Source organism: Pseudomonas sp. IT-347P (genome assembly GCF_949768005.1).
In the GTDB taxonomy this organism is placed as follows: Bacteria; Pseudomonadota; Gammaproteobacteria; order Pseudomonadales; family Pseudomonadaceae; genus Aquipseudomonas.
The window spans coordinates 327,924-347,691 of sequence record NZ_CATKPQ010000033.1; the positions used below are offsets into that span (position 1 = coordinate 327,924).

The 19,768-nt window shown below is 60.9% G+C and carries 19 protein-coding genes and 1 pseudogene; 13 read left to right on the forward strand and 7 right to left on the reverse strand.

Annotation, left to right across the window (positions count from 1 at the left end):
* From ACM6IV_RS14285 to ACM6IV_RS14295, 3 genes are all read right to left on the reverse strand, one after another.
* Positions 1-2,844 (reverse strand): class I adenylate cyclase, encoded by a 2,844-nt coding sequence (locus ACM6IV_RS14285; RefSeq protein WP_414870476.1) that lies wholly within the window; start codon positions 2,842-2,844, stop codon positions 1-3.
* Positions 2,845-3,025: 181 nt separating this feature from the next.
* A complete protein-coding gene (locus ACM6IV_RS14290; RefSeq protein WP_039757399.1) occupies positions 3,026-3,271 on the reverse strand; it encodes a TIGR02647 family protein in 246 nt (81 codons plus the stop codon).
* A 253-nt stretch (positions 3,272-3,524) separates the two neighbouring features.
* The gene (locus tag ACM6IV_RS14295) at positions 3,525-3,809 is read right to left on the reverse strand and encodes a hypothetical protein (RefSeq protein WP_007911108.1); all 285 of its coding nucleotides are present in this window, start codon (positions 3,807-3,809) and stop codon (positions 3,525-3,527) included.
* Between the two features lie 123 nt (positions 3,810-3,932).
* Here ACM6IV_RS14295 and ACM6IV_RS14300 point away from each other — a divergent pair, with 123 nt between their 5' ends.
* Positions 3,933-4,592: a glutathione S-transferase family protein gene (locus ACM6IV_RS14300; RefSeq protein ID WP_414870477.1), complete on the forward strand. Its 660-nt coding sequence runs from the start codon at positions 3,933-3,935 to the stop codon at positions 4,590-4,592.
* Between the two features lie 130 nt (positions 4,593-4,722).
* Here the strand turns inward: ACM6IV_RS14300 and argH are convergent, their stop codons facing one another.
* Positions 4,723-6,117 (reverse strand): argininosuccinate lyase, encoded by a 1,395-nt coding sequence (gene argH / locus ACM6IV_RS14305; RefSeq protein ID WP_323166929.1) that lies wholly within the window; start codon positions 6,115-6,117, stop codon positions 4,723-4,725.
* 334 nt (positions 6,118-6,451) lie between these two features.
* On the opposite strand from argH, the pseudogene ACM6IV_RS14310 reads away from it, so the two are divergent.
* The 8 genes and pseudogenes from ACM6IV_RS14310 to ACM6IV_RS14345 all read left to right on the forward strand — a co-directional run.
* Positions 6,452-6,592 (forward strand): annotated as a pseudogene (locus tag ACM6IV_RS14310) (sensor histidine kinase); the annotation flags it as partial.
* Positions 6,589-7,335, forward strand: a complete 747-nt coding sequence (locus ACM6IV_RS14315) for a LytR/AlgR family response regulator transcription factor (protein WP_414870478.1) — start codon at positions 6,589-6,591, stop codon at positions 7,333-7,335. The pseudogene ACM6IV_RS14310 and the gene ACM6IV_RS14315, both read left to right, overlap by 4 nt.
* 138 nt (positions 7,336-7,473) lie before the next feature.
* Positions 7,474-8,415 carry a hydroxymethylbilane synthase gene (gene hemC, locus ACM6IV_RS14320; RefSeq protein ID WP_414870479.1) on the forward strand — a complete coding sequence of 314 codons (942 nt, stop codon included), beginning with the start codon at positions 7,474-7,476 and terminating at the stop codon, positions 8,413-8,415.
* Entirely contained in the window at positions 8,412-9,173 is a 762-nt protein-coding gene (locus ACM6IV_RS14325; RefSeq protein ID WP_414870480.1) for a uroporphyrinogen-III synthase, read from the forward strand. Before hemC ends, ACM6IV_RS14325 begins: the two co-directional genes overlap by 4 nt.
* A 16-nt stretch (positions 9,174-9,189) precedes the next feature.
* Positions 9,190-10,332 (forward strand): uroporphyrinogen-III C-methyltransferase, encoded by a 1,143-nt coding sequence (locus ACM6IV_RS14330; protein WP_414870481.1) that lies wholly within the window; start codon positions 9,190-9,192, stop codon positions 10,330-10,332.
* Positions 10,329-11,567, forward strand: coding sequence for a heme biosynthesis protein HemY (locus ACM6IV_RS14335; protein WP_414870482.1), 1,239 nt, complete (start codon positions 10,329-10,331; stop codon positions 11,565-11,567). The genes ACM6IV_RS14330 and ACM6IV_RS14335 overlap by 4 nt, the downstream gene beginning before the upstream one ends.
* Before the next feature lie 218 nt (positions 11,568-11,785).
* Positions 11,786-12,337, forward strand: coding sequence for a disulfide bond formation protein B (locus ACM6IV_RS14340; protein WP_414870483.1), 552 nt, complete (start codon positions 11,786-11,788; stop codon positions 12,335-12,337).
* A 183-nt stretch (positions 12,338-12,520) separates the two neighbouring features.
* Positions 12,521-12,979, forward strand: coding sequence for an Rsd/AlgQ family anti-sigma factor (locus ACM6IV_RS14345; protein WP_016772602.1), 459 nt, complete (start codon positions 12,521-12,523; stop codon positions 12,977-12,979).
* A 59-nt stretch (positions 12,980-13,038) separates the two neighbouring features.
* On the opposite strand, the gene ACM6IV_RS14350 is transcribed toward ACM6IV_RS14345, so the two are convergent.
* Entirely contained in the window at positions 13,039-13,704 is a 666-nt protein-coding gene (locus ACM6IV_RS14350) for an FKBP-type peptidyl-prolyl cis-trans isomerase (RefSeq protein ID WP_414870484.1), read from the reverse strand.
* A 192-nt stretch (positions 13,705-13,896) separates the two neighbouring features.
* Between ACM6IV_RS14350 and ACM6IV_RS14355 the strand changes: the two genes are divergently transcribed.
* On the forward strand, positions 13,897-15,090 hold the full coding sequence (locus ACM6IV_RS14355; protein WP_414870485.1) for an AlgP family protein: 1,194 nt from the start codon (positions 13,897-13,899) through the stop codon (positions 15,088-15,090).
* Here the strand turns inward: ACM6IV_RS14355 and ACM6IV_RS14360 are convergent.
* Complete coding sequence (locus ACM6IV_RS14360) at positions 15,087-15,548, reverse strand: TIGR02444 family protein (RefSeq protein ID WP_414870486.1); 462 nt, start codon at positions 15,546-15,548, stop codon at positions 15,087-15,089. The two genes, ACM6IV_RS14355 and ACM6IV_RS14360, sit on opposite strands and share 4 nt — an antisense overlap.
* A gap of 50 nt (positions 15,549-15,598) precedes the next feature.
* On the opposite strand from ACM6IV_RS14360, the gene ACM6IV_RS14365 reads away from it, so the two are divergent.
* The 3 genes from ACM6IV_RS14365 (at position 15,599) to ACM6IV_RS14375 (ending at position 18,915) form a co-directional block, all read left to right on the forward strand.
* Positions 15,599-17,509 carry an ATP-binding cassette domain-containing protein gene (locus ACM6IV_RS14365; protein ID WP_414870487.1) on the forward strand — a complete coding sequence of 637 codons (1,911 nt, stop codon included), beginning with the start codon at positions 15,599-15,601 and terminating at the stop codon, positions 17,507-17,509.
* A complete protein-coding gene (locus tag ACM6IV_RS14370; RefSeq protein ID WP_414870488.1) occupies positions 17,509-18,090 on the forward strand; it encodes a mechanosensitive ion channel domain-containing protein in 582 nt (193 codons plus the stop codon). Before ACM6IV_RS14365 ends, ACM6IV_RS14370 begins: the two co-directional genes overlap by 1 nt.
* Positions 18,091-18,282: 192 nt before the next feature.
* Positions 18,283-18,915, forward strand: a complete 633-nt coding sequence (locus tag ACM6IV_RS14375) for a LysE family transporter (RefSeq protein ID WP_414870489.1) — start codon at positions 18,283-18,285, stop codon at positions 18,913-18,915.
* A 106-nt stretch (positions 18,916-19,021) separates the two neighbouring features.
* Here ACM6IV_RS14375 and ACM6IV_RS14380 read toward each other — a convergent pair whose 3' ends face one another.
* A complete protein-coding gene (locus ACM6IV_RS14380; protein WP_414870490.1) occupies positions 19,022-19,765 on the reverse strand; it encodes a penicillin-binding protein activator LpoB in 744 nt (247 codons plus the stop codon).
* Between the last annotated feature and the right edge of the window lie 3 nt (positions 19,766-19,768).

Genomic DNA, 19,768 nt, shown 5'->3' on the forward strand with positions numbered 1-19,768 from the left:
TCAGACCTGTTCGAGCGCTTCGTTCAGGGCGCGTTCCAGGTCAGCCTTGTAGCGTAGATACAGATTGCTTGAACTCTGCCCGTCACCGAGCAGGCCAGAAAGGTCGAGGTCGGTGATGTAGCAGCGATAGCGTTCGCTGTCGCGGCGCTGCTCGACGATTTCCCGGGCGACCACGCTGAACAGCTGGTCGCCATGTTCCAGCTCGCTGAACTCTCGTTGATTGCAATACAGGGTGACCTGCACTTCGCCCGGTGCGGCTTTGCCGACGATCGCTTGTACGTCGTAGAACGGCTTGTTTACCGGCGTCTGCGGTGCTGGTCGCGCTTCGACTCGTCGTGCGCGCCCCGGACCGGAAGGCAATAACTGGTAATACAAAGTTTCGAGGCGGGCATCGGGACCGGCGTCCATCGGCAGCACGGCTTCGCGGCGGAACAGGATCGATTGCAGGAAACGCTGCAACGGTACCAACAGACTTTGCTCGTCGTGATAGGGCAAATGTTGCTGCCACAGCGCGTTGAACTCATCCAATACGTATAACTCGGCCTGCTGCTCGATGATCCGGTAGAACACTTGAATGCACTCCGGCTGACCCATCGGCAGGATCAATGCGAGGTCGTGATCTTCCAGCGCCATCGGATCCAGATGCAGCGGGCTGTAACGCGGCTGTTCTTCGCCGAGGTAATCGAGCAGGGCCGGCAGGGTGGCCAGCGCGACATGGTTGACCTGGCCTGGCACCAACTCCAACACGTGATAGTGCTGCTGCACCTGTATCAGGTAACGATGGTTCAACTCGCTGAGCAGCAGGTTCTGCGCGGTGTCGATGATTTCCTCGACGCGGCGGGCAATGAACTGCGCGCGGTTGTGGCAGAAGCAGCGCACCTTCAACGATGGCTGCAACGGCCCGCGCGGCAGGTTGTTGAGGTAATCGCGCAGGCAATCGAGCAGCGCGTGCGGGCCGTCGAAGCGGTTGACCAGCACTTCGTTCCAGCTGTTCAGCGTGACCTGATCCAGGGTCAGCACAAGGTTTTCGCGCACGCCGGCGTAACTCAGCGAGTCGGTGCGCTCGGTGGTCATCAGGATGTTCAGGTCGCGGTGATGTTTCAGCGGGTCGACGCCGACGTTGATCAGTATCAACACTTCGCTCGGCACTGCGGCGCGCAGCAGCGGCTCTTCGGCCACCGTGGGCAAGGGCAAGGCGATGCACTGTTGCAGGCTGCCGAGCAGGTTGAACAGCTCGAATTCGCTGAGGTCGCTGGTGCCGGGATGCAGGGCCAGACGTGTGCTGCTGTCGATCACACCGTTGCGGTGGCACCAGGTCAGCAATTCAAGCAATTCGCGGCTGCGCTTGATCGGCGCGAAATGTTCCCACTCCAGCGCGGTAAGGCTGCCGTTATACAGGCCCCACTGGGTTTGCCCCGGTTCCTTTTTGTTGCGCGACTGCACCAGGGTCAGGGTGTCTTCAGCCAGATCCGGAGCGATGCCGGGGTTGATGAACTCGACCTTGTCGGCCTTGCGTTCAAAGGCTGCATAGAGTCGGCGGCCGAGTACATTGAGATCCCGCTTGTTGATCAGGCTGACCGTCTGTTCGGTGCGGGCAAACTGGGTCAGGAAGCGATAGCTGTAGTTCAGCTCATTGACCAGCGCGCGGCGTTCGGCGCTGACCTGGCGCACTTTCCACTGACTGCGACTGTCGAGCAGCGTCAGTTGCCGCTGATCCCAATGCCATTCGCTGGCCAGCCGTTCCAGCAACGAGCGTTGCCAGCTCTGGGTGCGACTATTGCCGGTGAGCTTGCGGTTGACCTTCAGGTACAGCGCGCGGCGGACCAGTTCCAGCCGCTCCGGCTCATTGCGTGCTGTGAGGTATTCCTCGATGCGCCGGTACACGACCATGTACGGATCCAGTTCATCCAGATCCAGCTGATTGGCGAACACCGCTTTCTTGAAACGCAGGCTCAGACACTGGACATGCGGGTGTTCGCTGGCATAGACCTCGGTCAGCAGCAGCTTGAGCACCGACTTGTACGGTGACTCGATACCCTTGAACAACTGCCACAATCCGGCGCCGATGAACTCGCCCGGCGGAATGGTCGCCAAGTGCCCGAGGTCGAGGGTTTCGTCGGCCCGGATAAAGCGCTTGGACAGTAGGGTATGGGTGTAAAGGTCGTAGGCGGTTTCTTCGTAAACCGGCACCAGCCACCAGATTGGCGTGCGCCCGGCCAGCCAGATGGCGGTGCGATAAAACTCGTCGAGCAGCAGATAGTGCTGGGTGGTGCCGCAGTTTTCCGAGCTGAGCTGGGCGTCGCGCTCGCCTTTGACGAAGCGCTCCGGGTCAATCAGGAAGAAGTGTGCTTCAGCGCCCTGGCTCGCCGCCCAGGCTTCCAGTAACTGGCATTTCTTGCCCAGTTCAGCGAGTTCGCTTTCGCTCAGATCCGGTGCGTGGCAGACCCACACGTCCATGTCGCTCTGATCGGCCTGCGCCAGGGTGCCGAGGCTGCCCATCAGGAACAGGCCGTGAATCGGTCGCGGCGGATTGCTGCCGTGGCGCGGTTTGTAGGCGAACGAACGGGTCAGGCGCTGCGCTTCGGCGAGGGTGTTGGCGTCCGGCTCGTAATTCGACAGGCCGGCCGGTGTACTGCCCGAGACATAGCCCGGCAGCAGCGGATGGTTGACGTGGAAGAACAGCGGCAACAACGTCAACACGCTCTGCTGGCGGGTCGACAAGCCTTCGAGGGCGCGGCCGAGCCGGCCTTCATTGAGTTTGAGAAAACGCGCGCGCAGTTGGCTGAGTACCTTGCGGTCGATGCCTTCGTCCAGGTCGGGGCGGATTTCGTGGGTGCGCGTCATGTCAGCTCAAACCGGCTCGCAGGCTCGGACGTAGAGGGTCTCGGAATGGGAGGCAGTTTAGCCTTAGCGCAGCCGGACTTTTAGCTGAATTTGTTGTTTGACGTAAGATTGCTATCGCGGGCGGCAGGGTAAGCCCGCGGAAATCCCGTGGCAGGAGTTCCCGTGGGCAAAGTCAGGGGGATCAGGCGGTTTCCTGCTCTCTCAGAATGGTCAGCACGGTTTGCACATTTTGTGCAGCATCGCGACCGAGGCTGGTCAGATAGCCGCCATCGGGCTGGTCGGTCAGTTCTTTTTCAAAGAGGCGTTGGGCGGCGGCAATGTGTTTCGGGGCAGCGGTCTGATGAATTTTCAAACCTTCCTGGGAACTGTCCAGGTTGAAGAGTGCGAGGACTTCCAGTTCGGCAACCAACTCAGGGGTAAGCGACATAAGGACTCCAGACTTTCTAGGAATTGGACGACAGCGCCCCTAAGGTGAACCCGCTTTTGCGGCATGTCCAGTGCTCAGATCAGGGATTTTGTCTTGAGGCGGATTCCAGTGTAGTCGGGGCCCGGGAGTTGGCCGGATGGATACGTTACAAACATTGTAGGAGTGAGCCTGCTCGCGATAGCGCAGTGCCTGTCAGCATATTCTTCACTGACAGAACGCTATCGCGAGCAGGCTCACTCCTACAGGATCGGGGTTACTGCTTTTCCGGTGGTAGTTCTGGCAATGCACGCAACGCCGCTTCGTACCATTCGGTATTGAACGCGCGGTCTTCATCGAGCATCGCGTCAATCTCGTAAGCCAGCACGTGTGCCATCAGATTGAGGATCTCTTCGCGCTCGACGCCCACAAGGGTCAACTTGTTGAAAGTCGCTTTGGCCGCTGGCGGGTTGTCGCTTTCGATCTGGTTCTCGATGGCTTCGATCAAAGTAGCCTCGGTGAACTCTTCTTCGTCGTTGTCGATGTCTGTCGGCTCGCTCATGGCAGGCTCCTCATGGAAAGGCGCCAGTTTACCCGCATTCAGCGGCGTGATGCTGCTGGCGGGAAACGCCTGAGCGATCTATAAACAGGCACTGCCCACCCCGCACGGCCTGGAGGCTATGTGATGCTCAAGCTTTACGGATTCTCAGTCAGCAACTACTACAACATGGTCAAACTGGCGCTGCTGGAAAAAGGCCTGCCGTTCGAAGAGGTGACGTTCTATCCGGCGCAAACCCCGGAATCTCTGGCCATCAGCCCGCGCGGCAAAGTGCCGGTGCTGGGGGTGGATAGCGGTTTTATCAACGAAACCGCAATCATCCTTGAATACCTCGAACAGACCCAGAAAGGCACGCCGCTGCTGCCGAGCGATCCGTTCGAGCGCGCGCAAGTGCTGGCGATTGCCAAGGAAATCGAGTTGTACATCGAGCTACCGGGCCGCGCCTGTTATGGCGAAGCGTTTTTCGGCATGACCCTGCCGGAGGCGATCAAGGAAAAGACCAGGACCGAATTGCTGCTGGGTTTTGCCGCGCTGGGGCGGCACGGCAAATTCGCCCCGTATGTGGCGGGCGAGCGCCTGAGCATCGCGGATTTGTACTTTCTCTACAGTGTGCCGCTGGCCTGTGCGGTCGGGCAGAAGTTGTTCGGGATAGATTTGCTGGCGCAGATGCCACAGGCGAAGGCGCTGCTGGAGCGACTTGAGCAGAATCCGCATGTGCAGAAGATTGGAGTGGACAAGGAAGCGGCAATGCCGGCGTTTTTGGCGATGATCGCGGCCAAGAAATAAATTTTTTGCTGTTCTGAAGATCGTATTCGCGAGCAAGCCCGCTCCCACAGGGGATTTATGTCGGTCACAGATTCTGTGTACGGCATAAATCCAAATGTGGGAGCGGGCTTGCTCGCGAAGCTTTTGGCTTTTAGCGGTTGGCGATCAGTGCCTGACCGCGCGCCACAGCAGCCTTGACCTGCGCCGGCGCAGTGCCGCCGATATGATCACGGGCATTCACCGAACCTTCCAGGGTCAGCACGGCAAACACATCCTGCTCGATCTGGTCGCTGAACTGACGCAATTCTTCCAGGCTCATCTCGGCCAGATCCTTGCCGGTGTCGACGCCGTACTTCACCGCGTGGCCGACGATTTCGTGGCAATCACGGAACGGCAGGCCACGGCGTACGAGGTAGTCCGCCAGGTCGGTCGCGGTGGAGAACCCTCGCAGCGCCGCTTCACGCATGATCGCGTGCTTCGGTTTGATCGCCGGGATCATGTCGGCAAATGCGCGCAGCGAATCGCGCAGGGTGTCGGCGGCGTCGAACAGCGGCTCCTTGTCTTCCTGGTTGTCCTTGTTGTAGGCCAGCGGCTGGCCCTTCATCAGGGTCAGCAGGCCCATCAGGGCGCCGAAGACACGACCGGTCTTGCCGCGCACCAGCTCCGGCACGTCAGGGTTTTTCTTTTGCGGCATGATCGAGCTGCCGGTGCAGAAACGGTCCGGCAGATCGATGAACTGGAACTGCGCGCTGGTCCACAGCACCAGCTCTTCGGAGAAGCGCGACAGGTGCATCATCGCGATGCTCGCGGCCGAGCAGAATTCAATGGCGAAGTCACGATCGGAGACGTTGTCCAGCGAGTTGCCGCCCACGGCGTCGAAGCCCAGCAGTTGCGCGGTGTATTCGCGGTCGATCGGGTAGGTGGTGCCGGCCAGCGCGGCGCTGCCCAGTGGCATGCGGTTGGTGCGCTTGCGGCAGTCGACCAGACGCTCGTAGTCGCGGCTGAGCATTTCGAACCAGGCCAGCATGTGGTGGCCGAAGGTCACTGGCTGCGCGGTCTGCAGGTGGGTGAAGCCAGGCATGATGCTCGCCGCTTCGCGCTCGGCTTGCTCCAGCAAACCTTTTTGCAGACGAGTGATCTCGGCGAGGATCAGGTCGATTTCGTCACGCAGCCACAGGCGGATGTCGGTGGCGACCTGGTCGTTACGGCTACGGCCGGTGTGCAGCTTTTTCCCGGTGACGCCGATGCGATCGGTCAGGCGTGCTTCGATGTTCATGTGCACGTCTTCGAGGTCGACGCGCCAGTCGAACTGGCCGGCCTCGATTTCACCCTGAATGGTCTTCAGGCCATCGATGATGCTGTCGCGCTCGGCATCGGTCAGCACGCCGACCTTGGCCAGCATGGTGGCGTGGGCGATCGAGCCCATGATGTCGTGGCGATACAGGCGCTGGTCGAAAGTGACGGAGGCGGTGAAGCGGGCGACGAAGGCGTCGACGGGTTCACTGAAGCGGCCGCCCCAGGACTGATTGGTCTTGTCAGTGCTCATGAATTCGCTCGTATCGGCTTGAAGAAAAAAGGCGTGAAACGCTGGCGCGGATAATAACAGGGTTGCCAATCCTGTCGCTGACACTGGTCGATACGTTTTTTTCTCATTGTGTGCGCCATAGTCAGCACTGGCCACGGGCGTTTTGCGCAACGATATTTTTCGATTGAGCAATATGAGCCCGACGAGCGTCTACAGTTGGACATAAGGGTCGACGCGGCTGCGGATCGCGCAAAGGTCTGGCCGCCGACTATAAGAAGAGGGGTGGGTGTAATTGTCCTTCGGCATTCCCCGTGAAAAACGCAGGAAACAGCGGGCTTTGAGCAGTACGACCCGGACACTGGCAAATATTGCTGGCCGACGTACGGCACTTTTTGGCGCTCGGGCTAGTCTTAGCGTGGATCGCGGTGACGGACGTCACTTCACCTGTCTACGCTATCCTTGTGCGAGACTCACGCAGGAATCCAGCGCAATATGAATGTCCTGATCGTTGATGACGAACCACTGGCTCGCGAGCGCCTCAGCCGAATGGTGAGCGAGCTCGAGGGTTATACAGTTCTGGAGCCCGGCGCCACGAATGGCGATGAGGCGTTGGCACTGATCGACAGCCACAAGCCGGATATCGTGTTGCTCGATATCCGCATGCCGGGCCTCGATGGCCTGCAGGTGGCTGCCCGTCTGTGCGAACGCGAAACGCCGCCGGCCGTGGTGTTTTGCACCAGCCCCGATGAATTTGCCGTGGAAGCCCTGCAGGCCAGCGCCGTGGGCTATGTGGTGAAACCCGTGCGAACCGAACATCTGCATGACGCCCTGAAACGGGCTGAACGTCCCAATCGGGCGCAACTCTCGGCCCTGACCCGTCCCGCTGCTGAAAGTGGCAACGGCCCACGTAGCCATATCAGTGCCCGCACCCGCAAAGGCATCGAACTGATCCCGCTGGATCAGGTGGTCTATTTTATCGCCGACCACAAATACGTGACCCTGCGCCACGAGGCCGGTGAAGTGCTGCTGGACGAGCCGCTCAAAGCCCTCGAAGACGAATTCGGCGAGCGCTTCGTGCGTATCCATCGCAACGCGCTGGTCGCTCGTGACCGCATCGAGCGTTTGCAACGCACGCCGCTGGGACATTTTCAGCTGTTCCTCAAAGGGCTCAATGGTGATGCGCTGATCGTCAGCCGTCGGCACGTGGCCGGTGTGCGCAAGATGATGCAGGGCTTGTAACCTGGTCACTCCGGGCGACCCCAGTTCCTTTTTACCGGGCATTGCAGGCCAGGGAGGCCGCGCCGACTCTGATTCAAGTCAAAGTGGATTTGGCTGAGCTGTTATTATCCGCCGTATCTATTCAGTACGGATTGATCCATGTCCCCTCGCGAAATCCGCATCGCCACCCGTAAAAGTGCGCTGGCCCTCTGGCAGGCCGAATACGTCAAAGCCCGTCTGGAAGCGGCCCATCCGGGCCTGCTGGTGACGTTGGTGCCCATGGTCAGTCGCGGCGACAAGCTGCTTGATTCGCCACTGTCGAAGATTGGCGGCAAAGGTCTGTTCGTCAAGGAACTGGAAACCGCACTGCTCGAGAACGAGGCCGACATCGCCGTGCACTCGATGAAAGACGTGCCGATGGACTTCCCTGAGGGCCTTGGCCTGTTCTGCATCTGTGAGCGTGAAGACCCGCGTGATGCCTTCGTTTCCAATACCTATGCAAGCCTGGAGGCGTTGCCCGCGGGCAGCATTGTCGGCACATCAAGTCTGCGCCGCCAGGCGCAATTGCTGACCCGTCGTCCGGACCTGCAGATCCGTTTCCTGCGCGGCAACGTCAACACCCGTCTGGCCAAACTCGATGCCGGTGAGTACGACGCGATCATCCTCGCGGCGGCCGGTCTGATCCGCCTCGGCTTCGAAGATCGCATCACCTCGGCGATCAGTGTTGACGACAGCCTGCCGGCCGGTGGCCAAGGTGCAGTCGGCATCGAATGCCGCAGCGCCGACAGCGAAATCCACGCCTTGCTCGCACCGCTGCATCACGCCGACACCTCGTCGCGCGTCACCGCTGAACGTGCTCTCAACAAACATTTGAATGGCGGCTGCCAGGTGCCGATCGCCTGCTATGCCGTACTCGAAGGCGAGCAGTTGTGGCTGCGTGGTCTGGTCGGTGATCCGAGTGGCGGCAAGCTGCTCAGCGCCGAGGCGCGTGCGCCACGTGCGGATGCCGAAACACTGGGCGTGAAGGTCGCCGAAGACCTGCTTGGGCAAGGTGCCGACGACATTCTCAAAGCGGTTTACGGCGAGGCTGGTCACGAGTGACCGGCTGGCGCCTGCTGCTGACGCGCCCTGCGCAAGACTGTGCGGCGCTGGCCGAAACGTTGGCCGCGCAGGGGATTTTCAGCAGTTGTCTGCCGCTTTTGGAAATCGCTCCGCTGCCGGTCTCTGACAAAATACGTCAGGCGATGGCGCGGCTTTCAGCCTGCAGCGCAGTGATAGTGGTCAGCAAGCCGGCAGCGCGAATTGCTGTGGATCTGCTCGGCGACTCGTCTGCGCTGACGATGCCCTGGTTCAGTGTCGGCGCGGCGACTGCGCAGATTTTGCGCGATCACGGACTGGACGCGAGTTTTCCGGAGGCTGGCGATGACAGCGAAGCATTGCTGCGATTACCGCGTCTGCGTGAGGCGGTCAGCCATCCCGGTGCGCAGGTGTTGATCCTGCGCGGGGAGGGCGGACGTGAACTGCTCGCCGAGCGTTTGCGTGAGCTAGGTGCTAGTGTCGAGTATCTGGAATTGTATCGACGCGACCTGCCAGCCTATGCCCCGGATGCGCTGCTGCGGCGGATCGCAGCGGAACGCTTGAACGGGCTGGTGGTCAGCAGTGGACAGGGTTTCGAGCACCTGCGCCAGATGGCCGGCGCTGCCTGGCCGCGCATCGCGCCGTTGCCGTTGTTTGTACCAAGCCCAAGGGTCGCCGAGCTGGCACGTGCCGCCGGGGCTCAAACAGTTGTGGATTGCCGCGGCGCGAGTGCCGCGGCTTTGCTGACGGCGTTGCGGGAGCATCCCGAACCCGTTTTCTAATGCAAAGGATGGATACGTGAGCGAAACAGCCTTGCCAAAAGATGATGCCCAGCCTGTGATTGAACCCCAGGTTGAAACTCCACCGCCGGCCGCAGAGCCGCGTCGAGGCAATGGATTGGCCATCGTCGCCTTGTTGCTCGGCGCCGCCGGTGTCGCGATCGGTGGCTGGGGTGTCTGGCAGGTCCGTCACCTGCAGACCAATACGCAACAACAGTCGGGCCAGGTGCAGGCATTGAACGATCAGGCGCAGAGCCTGAAGCTCAACGAGCAGCGTCTGACCGAGCGCCTCGCGCAGCTGCCGGGTGCCGACGAACTTGCCGAACGCCAGCGTCTGGTGACGCAACTTCAGGGCGATCAACAGCGGCTCAATCAACGCCTGGAAACGGTCCTCGGTGCCAGCCGCAAGGACTGGCGTCTGGCTGAGGCCGAGCATCTGCTGCGGCTGGCCAGCCTGCGCCTGTCGGCGCTGCAGGACATCAGCAGCGCTCAGGCGCTGGTGCAGGGCGCGGACGAAATCCTCCGCGAGCAAAACGATCCCGGCTCCTTCGCCGCCCGCGAGCAAGTGGCGAAAACCCTCGTCGCGCTGCGCAGTACGGCGCAACCGGATCGTACCGGTCTGTTCCTGCGTCTCGGTGCATTGCGTGATCAGGTCATCGACCTCACTGAACTGGCGCCGGAGTACAAGGATCGCGGCGAATCGCTGCTGGGCCTGACCGCCGACGGTGATGGCGCCAATCGTTGGGCGCAGTGGTGGGATCAGGTCTCGCGCTACATCCGTATCGATTTCAATGCCGACAAGAATGTGCGGCCGCTGCTGGCCGGGCAGAGCCTGAGTCAGGTGCGTCTGGCCCTGAGCCTTGCGCTTGAGCAGGCGCAGTGGGCAGCGCTCAACGGTCAGGCGCCGGTCTACACCCAGGCGCTGGCTGAGGCGCGCGATGTGCTCAAGGGCAATTTCAACCCGGACAATCCGCAAAGCAAAGTGATGCTCGAACAGGTCGGTGAGTTGAGCAAGGAACCGGTCACGGTCACCACGCCTGATCTGGCCGGCACGCTGAGTGCGGTGCAAGCCTATCTTGAGCGGCGCAACGTCAATGCCGAAGAGTCGGTGAAACCTTTCGCCAAACCTGCCGCCAACACTGCGCAGGAGAGCACGCCATGAAACGCCTGTATGTGATCGTGTTTCTGGTGATCGCTGCGACGGCGGCGCTGGGGCTGGCGGTTGCCGAGCATTCCGGTTACGTGCTGGTGGCCTACAAAAGCTTCCGCTACGAGTCGAGCCTGTGGGCGACGCTGGCGGTGATCGCAGTATTGTGGCTGCTGATCTGGGGCATCAAGGCGTTGGTCGAGCTGGTCATGACCTCGAGTGGCGTCGTCAACCCATGGTCGCGGCGCAATCGCAGTCGGCGCGTGCAGGTGGCGATCGAGCACGGTCAACTGGATCTGGCCGAAGGTCGCTGGGCCAGCGCTCAGCGTCACTTGTCTCGAGCGGCTGAAGCCGAGCGCCAGCCTTTGCTGTACTACCTCGGTGCTGCCCGTGCGGCCAACGAGCAAGGTCATTACGAAGAGTGCGATCGGTTGCTGGAGCGTGCACTTGAGCGTCAGCCCCAGGCGGAGCTGGCCATCGCACTGAGCCATGCGCAGTTGCAGACTGACCGCGGCGACACCGACGGTGCCTTGGTGACCCTGCAAGCGATGCATGATCGCCACCCTCACAATGCGCAGACACTGCGCCAGTTGCAGCGCTTGTATCAGCAGCGCGGCGAATGGTCGGCGGTGATTCGTCTGCTGCCGGAATTGCGCAAGGACAAAGTTCTGCCGCGCGCGGAACTGGCCGAACTTGAGCGTCGCGCCTGGGGTGAAAACCTGTCGTTGGCGGCGCAGCGTGAAGAGGATGGAAGCGTGGGTTTGCAGTCGCTCACGCGCGCCTGGGAGCAACTGACCTCGGCGCAACGCCAGGAGCCGCCGCTGGTGCTGGCCTATGCCGAACAGCTGCGGCAGTTGGGCGCTCAGGTCGAGGCCGAAGAAGTGCTGCGCACCGCTCTCAAGCGTCAGTACGACAGCCATCTGGCCCGTCTCTACGGTCTGGTACGCGGCAGCGATCCGGCCCGTCAGTTGCAAACCGCTGAAGGCTGGCTGAAGGATCATCCGAACGATCCGAGCTTGTTGTTGACCCTCGGCCGACTGTGTCTGCAAACCAGTCTGTGGGGCAAGGCGCGGGATTATCTGGAAAGCAGCCTGCGAGTGCAGCGCAATCCCGAGGCCTGTGCGGAACTGGCGCGCCTGCTCGCTCAGTTGGGCGATACCGAGCGCAGCAATCAGTTGTTCCAGGAAGGCCTGGGCCTGCTGGACGAACGCCTGCTGGCCGCGCCGCTGCCGGTTCCGGCTCACGCTTGAACAGGCGAGGGAGTTCGCTCCCTTGCTTGACTTTTGTGGCTGAAATTTCAACTTCAGTGAGCGTCTGAGGCAAAGTCCTACAGAGGACTACACTAATTCCTCTCGAACCTGTCGGGTTTTCCCTACACCTCTGGTGAACTGTCGGCAGGACCTTGCCTTGAAAGGCTGACACGCTTTCCTCTACCGTAACCGTCTGTCTCTACTGTTACGGAAAAGCCATGTCGTTGGCCTGCTCACGCTCCTTGTTCTTCATGGCTTTCACTGCGGGGGCCTTTGCTCTGGGAGCTTCCTATTATCTTGAATATGCCGTCGGGCTGACGCCTTGCAGCCTGTGCCTGGTGCAGCGCCTGTTCCTGACCCTGCTGTGTGTCTGCAGCGGTCTGGCGGCGGTGCATGGCCCCAAGCGTGTCGGGTTGTGGTTCTACTGGCTGTTGACCCTGGGTGCGAGCCTGGGTGGCACCACGGCGGCCTGGCGGCAGGTACTGATACAGAGCGATCCGGTGTTGCAGTTGCTCAATTGCACGCCGGCTCCCGAAACATTGCTCGGTGGTCTGCCGTGGATCTGTGCACTGCAAAGGATGTTTAGTGGCGGCGCCGATTGTGCGGAAATTTCCTGGACGTTGTTCGACCTGAGCATTCCGGAGTGGAGCCTGCTGTTCTTTGTCGCGGTATCGATTCTGGCGGTGTATCAATTGTTGCGGCTGGTCTGGAGTGCTCTGCAACGACCGCTGAGCGGCGAAGCGTCGCACCCGGTGCTGCTGCGGGATTAAACACTTGTATGAACTTTATCTCCTGCGTACCTTGAAGCCATAGGCGTGCGGGCATAATCTGGCCCGCACGTGTCATTGGAATTATGTTGCTCGATGACGCTCTGCCCGGCCGTCCCCCAAGCCAAAACCAAAAGAGGGGCGCGGGTGTAGAGCAGCATGACCCACAAGGGAAGAGAGATCGCCATGCTCGAAAGTTGTCAGAATGCTCAGGAACGTTGGGGTGGGGTTCATCTGCTGATCGACCGCTGGTTGCAAGAGCGTGAAGAGCTGATCGGCGCCTACGACAAACTCGGTGCACAGCCTGAGTCGTTGTCCGAGAGTCGCAAGCCCTTGCAGGAATTCTGCGGCGTGCTGGTCGATTACGTGTCGGCCGGACACTTTGAGATCTACGAACAGCTGACCGGTGAAGCCAAGGCGTTCAACGACAAACGCGGACTTGAACTCGCCGAGACGATCTATCCACGCATTGACGTCATCACCGAGAAGCTGCTGGCCTTCAACGATCTGTGCGATGAAGGCAAATGCGTTGCCGAGAAGTTCAAGGAACTCGGTGGCCTGCTGCACGAGCGCTTCGAGCTTGAAGACTGTCTGATTGAAGTGCTGCACACAGCACACAAGGCGGAAGATCCGGTGCAGGCCTGATTCCAGACTCTGGTCGAAAAAACGGTGCGCCCTAAAGCGCACCGTTTTTTATTGCCTGCTCAACTCGTCGCGCCACGCAATTCCACTTCAAACACCAGCGGTGTGAACGGCGCAATCAGGTCACCCGCACCGTCGGCGCCATAGGCCTGATCCGATGGAATCACCAGGCGCCATTTCGCGCCCACTGGCATGTTCTGCAAGGCGGTGCGCCAACCGGCAATCACGCTGTCGAGGTTGAACCATTGCGGCTGACTGTTCTGATCGAACACGGTACCGTCCGGCAGCCGTCCGACATACAGCACCTGCACTTTTCCATCGGGGCCGGCTTTGGCGCCAGTGCCCGGTGTCAGCTCGGTGAGCAGGATGCCGTCAGCCAGTTCCTTCACGCCCGGTCTGGCTTTTTCAGCGCTGAGAAAACGCTGCTCGTTTTCCATTGCCGCATCGCTCGAAGGCTGTGCTGAGTGCTCGGCATTTTGCGCTTCATGATCGGCCAGAATCTGTTCGATGCGGGCTTCGCTCAGTGCCAGCGGTTTACCTTGATAGGCTTGCTGCAAGCCATCGACCAGCGCCTGAATTTGCAGCTGCGGGACTTCCTGACGCAGTCGTTCACCGAGGCTGGCGCCGAGGCTGTAGGCCAGATCGTGAGCATCGTTCGCGGTGGTTTTTTCGTCGGCGTGAGCGAGCGGAAAAATCATGCAGAGGGTTAAAAAAAAGTAGCGCGACATGGGCACTCTCCATCCTGAGATGCGGTGGATTATGCCAGCGCGAACGTCTGCAACGGTGGACTGCTTTTGACTTCGCGCAGAACATTTTCGAATCGGTGCAACGCAACGCAATCGATACTGTCAAGATGCCCTAGCGGCGGTAACTGCAGAGGTCTAGTATGAGCCGCACTCACGTCAGCCAGGAGGTAAACCATGTCGGCCACCAAGAAGCCTGTAAATACTCCGTTGCACTTACTCCAACAACTCTCGGGCAGCCTGCTCGAGCATTTGGAAAACGCTTGCTCGCAAGCCTTGGCTGATGCTGAAAAACTGCTCGCCAAACTGGAAAAGCAACGCGGCAAGGCGCAAGAAAAACTGCATAAATCCCGCACCAAATTGCAGGACGCAGCCACTGCCGGTAAAGCCAAGGCGCAGAACAAAGCCAAGGCTGCAGTGAAAGAACTGGAAGACCTGCTCGATGCCTTGAAAGAGCGTCAGTCGGATACCCGCAGCTACATTCTGCAACTCAAGCGCGATGCTCAGGAAAGCCTGAAACTGGCCCAGGGTGTGGGTCGTGTTCAAGAAGCCGTGGGCAAAGTGTTGTCCACCCGCGCCGCAAAACCGGTAGCGGCACCGGCGAAGAAAGCCGCTGCAAAACCGGCTGCCGTCAAGCCAGCGGCGAAAACTGCAGCGGCTAAACCAGCTGCAAAAACAGCGGCCAAACCGGCTGCCAAGGCACCGGTAAAAGCAGCGGCCAAACCAGCGGCCAAAACTGCTGCAAAACCTGCGGTGAAAAAACCGGCTGCGGCGAGCGCTGCCAAACCGGCGGCGAAAACCACCGCCGCAAAACCAGCGGCCGCCAAGCCAGCCGCTAGAACTGCCGCCGCCAAACCAGCAGCAAAATCCGCCGCGAGCAAAGCGGCCCCAGCGAAAACTGCAGCCGCTAAACCTGCGGCGAAAGCTGTGGCGAAACCCGCCGCAAAACCTGCTGCCAAAACTGCTGCTGCCAAGCCAGCCGCAAAACCGGCTGCGGCTAAACCCGCTGTAAAAACTGCGGCAAAACCTGCCGCCAAGCCTGCGGCAAAAACCGCAGTGAAAGCCGCCGCCAAACCGGCCGCCAAGCCAGCCGTGAAACCTGCCGCCGCCGCGGCTAAACCAGCGACCACAGCTGCCAAGCCTGCGGCTGCCAAACCGGCCGCCAAGCCAGCTGCAAAACCCGCCGTGAAAAAGCCTGCCGCTGCCAAACCAGCTGCCGCGAAACCGGCCACCGCTCCAGCTGCCAAGCCTGCTGCGCCAGCCACGACCACACCAACCGCCGCTGCGCCAGCCACTACCTCGACCCCTTCGACTGCGCCATCGCCAGCCGCTGCGTCGAGCGTCAGCACCAACCCGACCAGCGCTTCCTAAGTGCCGGTCGCCGCGACGCGCAGCACTTGCAGCGCGTCGCGGTTCGGGCTGGCCGCCGCGCCGGCCAATCCTTCAAGCCAGGTGTTTGCGCCTGTATCGTTCCGCGTCCACGCCTGCGCCACTCCTTCAAGCCGTGACAGCAATGCTCGTTCTGCCTCAAGCTCAAGTGACTTGATCTGCTCGCGCATGCTTTTCAACACCGCATCATCGATCGCTCGCGCTTTCCAGTGCATGCGCAGTGTGCGCAGCGGCTGCACCACTTCGGTATCCCAAGGCTCGGTCAGCTTCTGAAGCAGGCTCAAGCGGTGTTCATCACACGTGACGCCGCGTTGTTCCAGCCATAAACCGCACAGCAGCAGGCACACATTGGCCCCCGCCGTTTGCAGTTGCAGGCAGGCATCTTCCACGCCCGGTCGGGCGTAGGTGGCAAGGGAAAAGCTCCACAGGTCAGAGGACATCGTGCTACTCGCGCCAGTTGTGAGCGAAGCTGGTAGACTCCGCCGCCATTATGATCCGACTTCAGAACCTGACTTTACAGCGTGGCCCGCAACGTCTGCTAGAAGACGCCGAGCTGACCCTGCACGCCGGCCACAAAGCCGGCCTCATCGGTGCCAACGGTGCCGGCAAATCCAGCCTGTTTGCCTTGCTGCGTGGCGAATTGCACCCGGATTCGGGCGACTGCCTGCTGCCGGCTGACTGGCGCATCGCGCACATGCGCCAGGAGGTCGACACCCTCGAACGCCTGGCGGTCGACTATGTGCTCGACGGCGACCTGCGTCTGCGCGAGGTGCAACGTGATCTCGCTGTGGCCGAAGCGGCGCACGACGGCGTCGCGCTGGCCCGTCTGCACGCCGAACTCGACAGTGCCGACGGTTACACCGCCGATGCGCGGGCGCGCAAGCTGCTGGCCGGTCTCGGTTTCACCAATGAACAGATGGATCGCCAGGTAGGAGATTTCTCCGGTGGCTGGCGGATGCGTCTGAATCTGGCGCAGGCATTGATGTGCCCGTCGGACCTGTTGTTGCTCGACGAACCGACCAACCACTTGGACCTCGACGCGATCATCTGGCTCGAAGAGTGGTTGAAAAGCTACCCGGGCACCTTGCTGCTGATTTCCCACGACCGCGACTTCCTCGATGAGGTCGTCGATCACGTGGCCCACGTCGATCAGCGCAAAATCACCCTGTACCGCGGCGGCTACACGGCGTTCGAACGCGCCCGTGCCGAACGTCTGGCCCAGCAGCAACAGGCCTACGAGAAGCAGCAGGCGCAACGTGCGCACATGGAAAGTTACATCGCCCGCTTCAAGGCTCAGGCGACCAAGGCCCGTCAGGCGCAGAGCCGGATCAAGGCACTGGAGCGGATGGAAGAGCTGTCGGCGGCCCATGTCGATTCGCCGTTCGACTTCGTTTTTCGCGAGTCGACCAAGATCTCCAGTCCGCTCATCGATCTGTCCGATGCGCGCCTGGGTTATGGCGACAAAACCATCCTGGAGAAGGTCAAGCTGCAACTGACCCCGGGCGCGCGCATCGGTCTGCTCGGGCCGAACGGCGCGGGTAAATCGACGCTGATCAAGAACCTTGCCGGTGAACTCGAACCGCTGGCCGGGCGCCTGACCCGTGGCGAGAACACCGTGGTCGGCTACTTCGCCCAGCATCAACTCGATTCGCTGGATGCCAAGGCCAGTCCGTTGCTGCACTTGCAGCGTCTGGCGCCGGCCGAGCGCGAGCAGACCCTGCGCGACTTCCTCGGCGGTTTCGACTTCCGTGGTGCGCGCATTGATGAGCCAGTGCTGAATTTCTCCGGTGGCGAAAAGGCGCGTCTGGCCCTGGCGTTGATCGCCTGGGAGCGGCCGAACCTGCTGCTGCTCGACGAACCGACCAACCACCTCGACCTGGAAATGCGCCTGGCGCTGACCATGGCGTTGCAGGAATTCAGCGGCGCGGTGCTGGTGGTGTCTCACGATCGGCACTTGCTCAAGAGCACCACCGATAACTTCTACCTGGTCGCTGACGGCAAGGTCGAAGAGTTCGATGGCGACCTCGAAGACTATGCGCGTTGGCTGGTGGAATACCGTCAACGCAACGCGCCGGTCAGCAACACCCCGGTCAACCCGGACAAGACCGACAAGAAGGCCCAGCGTCAGGCGGCCGCTGCGTTGCGTCAGCAACTGGCCCCGCACAAGCGCGAAGCCGACAAGCTCGAAGCCGAACTGGGCAAACTCCACGAAAAACTGGCCAAGGTCGATGCCAGCCTCGCCGACAGCGAGATCTACGAGCCGGCGCGCAAGAATGAATTGCGTGATCTGCTCGCCGAGCAAGCCAGGCTGAAGGTTCGCGAAGCCGAGCTGGAAGAAGCGTGGATGGAAGCCCTCGAGACGCTCGAAAGCATGCAGGCGGAGCTGGAGGCGCTGTCCTGATGGAAGCGTTCAAGCTGCCGCTGCCAGCGGTGTGGGTCGAGCCGATCTGGTTTACGGTGCAGATTCTGCTGATTCTGCTCGCCGGTTATCTCACCCAGCGCTTCGTCGCCAAAGGCCTGACCCGGTTGGGTGAGCGCTATCCGTTCCCGCCGCAGTTGCTGATGCCGCTGCGTGGCGTGTTGCGCTGGCTGATCATGGGCAGTGCGCTGATCTTTGTACTGGAGCGTCTCGGCGTTTCGGCAACGGTGTTGTGGACGGCGCTGTCGGGCTTCGTTGCGGTAGCGGCGGTGGCGTTCTTCGCGATGTGGAGTGTGCTGTCGAATCTGCTCTGCGCGATTCTGATCTTCACGGTTGGACCATTTCGTCTGGGCGATGTGGTCGAGCTGGTCGACACCACCGACAAGCCGGGCGTCAAAGGTCGGGTGGTGGCGATCAATCTGCTCTACACCACGTTGATCGAAGCTGAAGAACTCGGGACGGGCAGCGCCATGGTGCAGGTGCCGAACAGTCTGTTCTTCCAGCGTTCGGTGCGGCGCTGGCGCGGGACCGATGTATTCCCTTCGAGCGGCTTCGAGAAGTAATTCTGCGATATCTGTTCTGTCGCCTTCGCGAGCAGGCTCGCTCCCACATTTGATTGCGCTCTACTGTGGAAGCGAGCTTGCTCGCGAAGGGGCCCTCAGCAGCACCTGCAACATTCAGCAAAAAATCGGTAGTCATCCATTCAAACCCGCATTAGCTTAGGCATTTGTCACGAGCATGAGTCGAGGTGTGCGATGGAGCTTCAAACATGGCTGGCGTTTTTTGCCGCCTGCTGGGTGATCAGTCTGTCCCCGGGTGCTGGCGCCATTGCGTCGATGTCCAGCGGCCTGCAATACGGTTTCTGGCGCGGTTACTGGAACGCCCTCGGTCTGCAGATCGGCCTGGCGGTGCAGATCGCGATTGTCGGCGCCGGTGTTGGCGCGATCCTGACCGCCTCGGCGACGGCTTTCCACGCGATCAAATGGTTCGGCGTGGCTTACCTCGTCTATCTGGCCATCAAGCAATGGCGTGCGCTGCCCATGGACATGAGCGATGACGCGGCGGTACGGCCGATCGGCAGGCCGCTGGCGCTAGTGTTCCGCGGCTTTCTGGTGAACATCAGCAACCCCAAGGCCTTGGTGTTCATGCTCGCCGTGCTGCCGCAGTTCATCAACCCGCATGCGCCGTTGCTGATTCAGTATGTGGTGATTGGCGCTACGATGGTGTTTGTCGACCTGATTGTGATGGCGGGTTACACGGGGCTGGCGTCGAAAGTGCTGCGTCTGCTGCGCACGCCCAAGCAGCAGCGACGCATGAACCGCACGTTTGCCGGGCTGTTCATCGGTGCGGCGGCGTTTATGGCGACGTTGCGTAAAGCGGCGGTGTAAACCTTGCAGGCAGAAAAAAGGCGACCTTTGCGGGTCGCCTTTTTTGTGCCTGAGGCGCAGAGCGTCCCGGCATGCATTCCCACGCAGACCGTCGGAACGATCATGCTTAGCGCAGAATCACCGGCGCAGTGTCACGCGGCAGGTTATTGCGCTGCGGTGCTTCACGCGGCTGCTCGTAACCGCCGCCACCGAGCTGCATGCTCAGTTGCCCGGCCACGTCTTCGCCCAAGGCCTTGGACACGTCACGTACCACCCGTGGGCGATTCAGCGAGATCTTGATGTCGCGATGGTTCACCAGTTTGGTGTCCTGCGCTTCACCCATCGCCGTGAAGGCCGAGGTGATCTCGTAGGTCTTGGTGTTGATCAGGCTGAAGTCCGCCACCAACGTCAGGCCCAGCACTGCCGAATAGCTGTCGGTGTGCGCCAGCTCGTTCATGTCCTGGGTGAAGTCGATGTCCGACACGGTGCCGAACAGCACGTAGTCGGCGCCCTTGAAGTTGCCGGCCTTGATGCGCTTGATCACATCGTAGACGTCACCCTTGGACGACGCGGTGTACGGCGTGCCCTGCACCAGCTGGAACATGCCGGTGCGCAAAATTTCACCCTTGATGTCGCCGGTGAATTTGCGCAACTCGCCTTGCTCGATGTAGCTGGTGCTCGCTTCGATCTCGTTGTAGCTCGAAGAGCCACTGGAGCTGTAGTAACCCTCGCGGTGATTGCTCTGGGCCGAAACGATGTGGATGTATTGCTCCACACGTTCCTGATACGCCAGATCCGTCACCGCGACTTTCGGCGCCGCCTGCACGCTGAACGCGCAAGCCAGGGCCATCATGCCAATCCATGTGCGCATCAA

Bases quoted from the DNA above. Each gene is read 5' to 3' on its own strand.
- ACM6IV_RS14285 (WP_414870476.1), bottom strand. From the start codon at position 2,844: ATGACGCGCACCCACGAAATCCGCCCCGACCTGGACGAAGGCATCGAC.
- ACM6IV_RS14290 (WP_039757399.1), bottom strand. From the start codon at position 3,271: ATGTCGCTTACCCCTGAGTTGGTTGCCGAACTGGAAGTCCTCGCACTC.
- ACM6IV_RS14295 (WP_007911108.1), bottom strand. From the start codon at position 3,809: ATGAGCGAGCCGACAGACATCGACAACGACGAAGAAGAGTTCACCGAG.
- ACM6IV_RS14300 (WP_414870477.1), top strand. From the start codon at position 3,933: ATGCTCAAGCTTTACGGATTCTCAGTCAGCAACTACTACAACATGGTC.
- argH (WP_323166929.1), bottom strand. From the start codon at position 6,117: ATGAGCACTGACAAGACCAATCAGTCCTGGGGCGGCCGCTTCAGTGAA.
- ACM6IV_RS14315 (WP_414870478.1), top strand. From the start codon at position 6,589: ATGAATGTCCTGATCGTTGATGACGAACCACTGGCTCGCGAGCGCCTC.
- hemC (WP_414870479.1), top strand. From the start codon at position 7,474: ATGTCCCCTCGCGAAATCCGCATCGCCACCCGTAAAAGTGCGCTGGCC.
- ACM6IV_RS14335 (WP_414870482.1), top strand. From the start codon at position 10,329: ATGAAACGCCTGTATGTGATCGTGTTTCTGGTGATCGCTGCGACGGCG.
- ACM6IV_RS14340 (WP_414870483.1), top strand. From the start codon at position 11,786: ATGTCGTTGGCCTGCTCACGCTCCTTGTTCTTCATGGCTTTCACTGCG.
- ACM6IV_RS14345 (WP_016772602.1), top strand. From the start codon at position 12,521: ATGCTCGAAAGTTGTCAGAATGCTCAGGAACGTTGGGGTGGGGTTCAT.
- ACM6IV_RS14350 (WP_414870484.1), bottom strand. From the start codon at position 13,704: ATGTCGCGCTACTTTTTTTTAACCCTCTGCATGATTTTTCCGCTCGCT.
- ACM6IV_RS14355 (WP_414870485.1), top strand. From the start codon at position 13,897: ATGTCGGCCACCAAGAAGCCTGTAAATACTCCGTTGCACTTACTCCAA.
- ACM6IV_RS14360 (WP_414870486.1), bottom strand. From the start codon at position 15,548: ATGTCCTCTGACCTGTGGAGCTTTTCCCTTGCCACCTACGCCCGACCG.
- ACM6IV_RS14365 (WP_414870487.1), top strand. From the start codon at position 15,599: ATGATCCGACTTCAGAACCTGACTTTACAGCGTGGCCCGCAACGTCTG.
- ACM6IV_RS14370 (WP_414870488.1), top strand. From the start codon at position 17,509: ATGGAAGCGTTCAAGCTGCCGCTGCCAGCGGTGTGGGTCGAGCCGATC.
- ACM6IV_RS14375 (WP_414870489.1), top strand. From the start codon at position 18,283: ATGGAGCTTCAAACATGGCTGGCGTTTTTTGCCGCCTGCTGGGTGATC.
- ACM6IV_RS14380 (WP_414870490.1), bottom strand. From the start codon at position 19,765: ATGCGCACATGGATTGGCATGATGGCCCTGGCTTGCGCGTTCAGCGTG.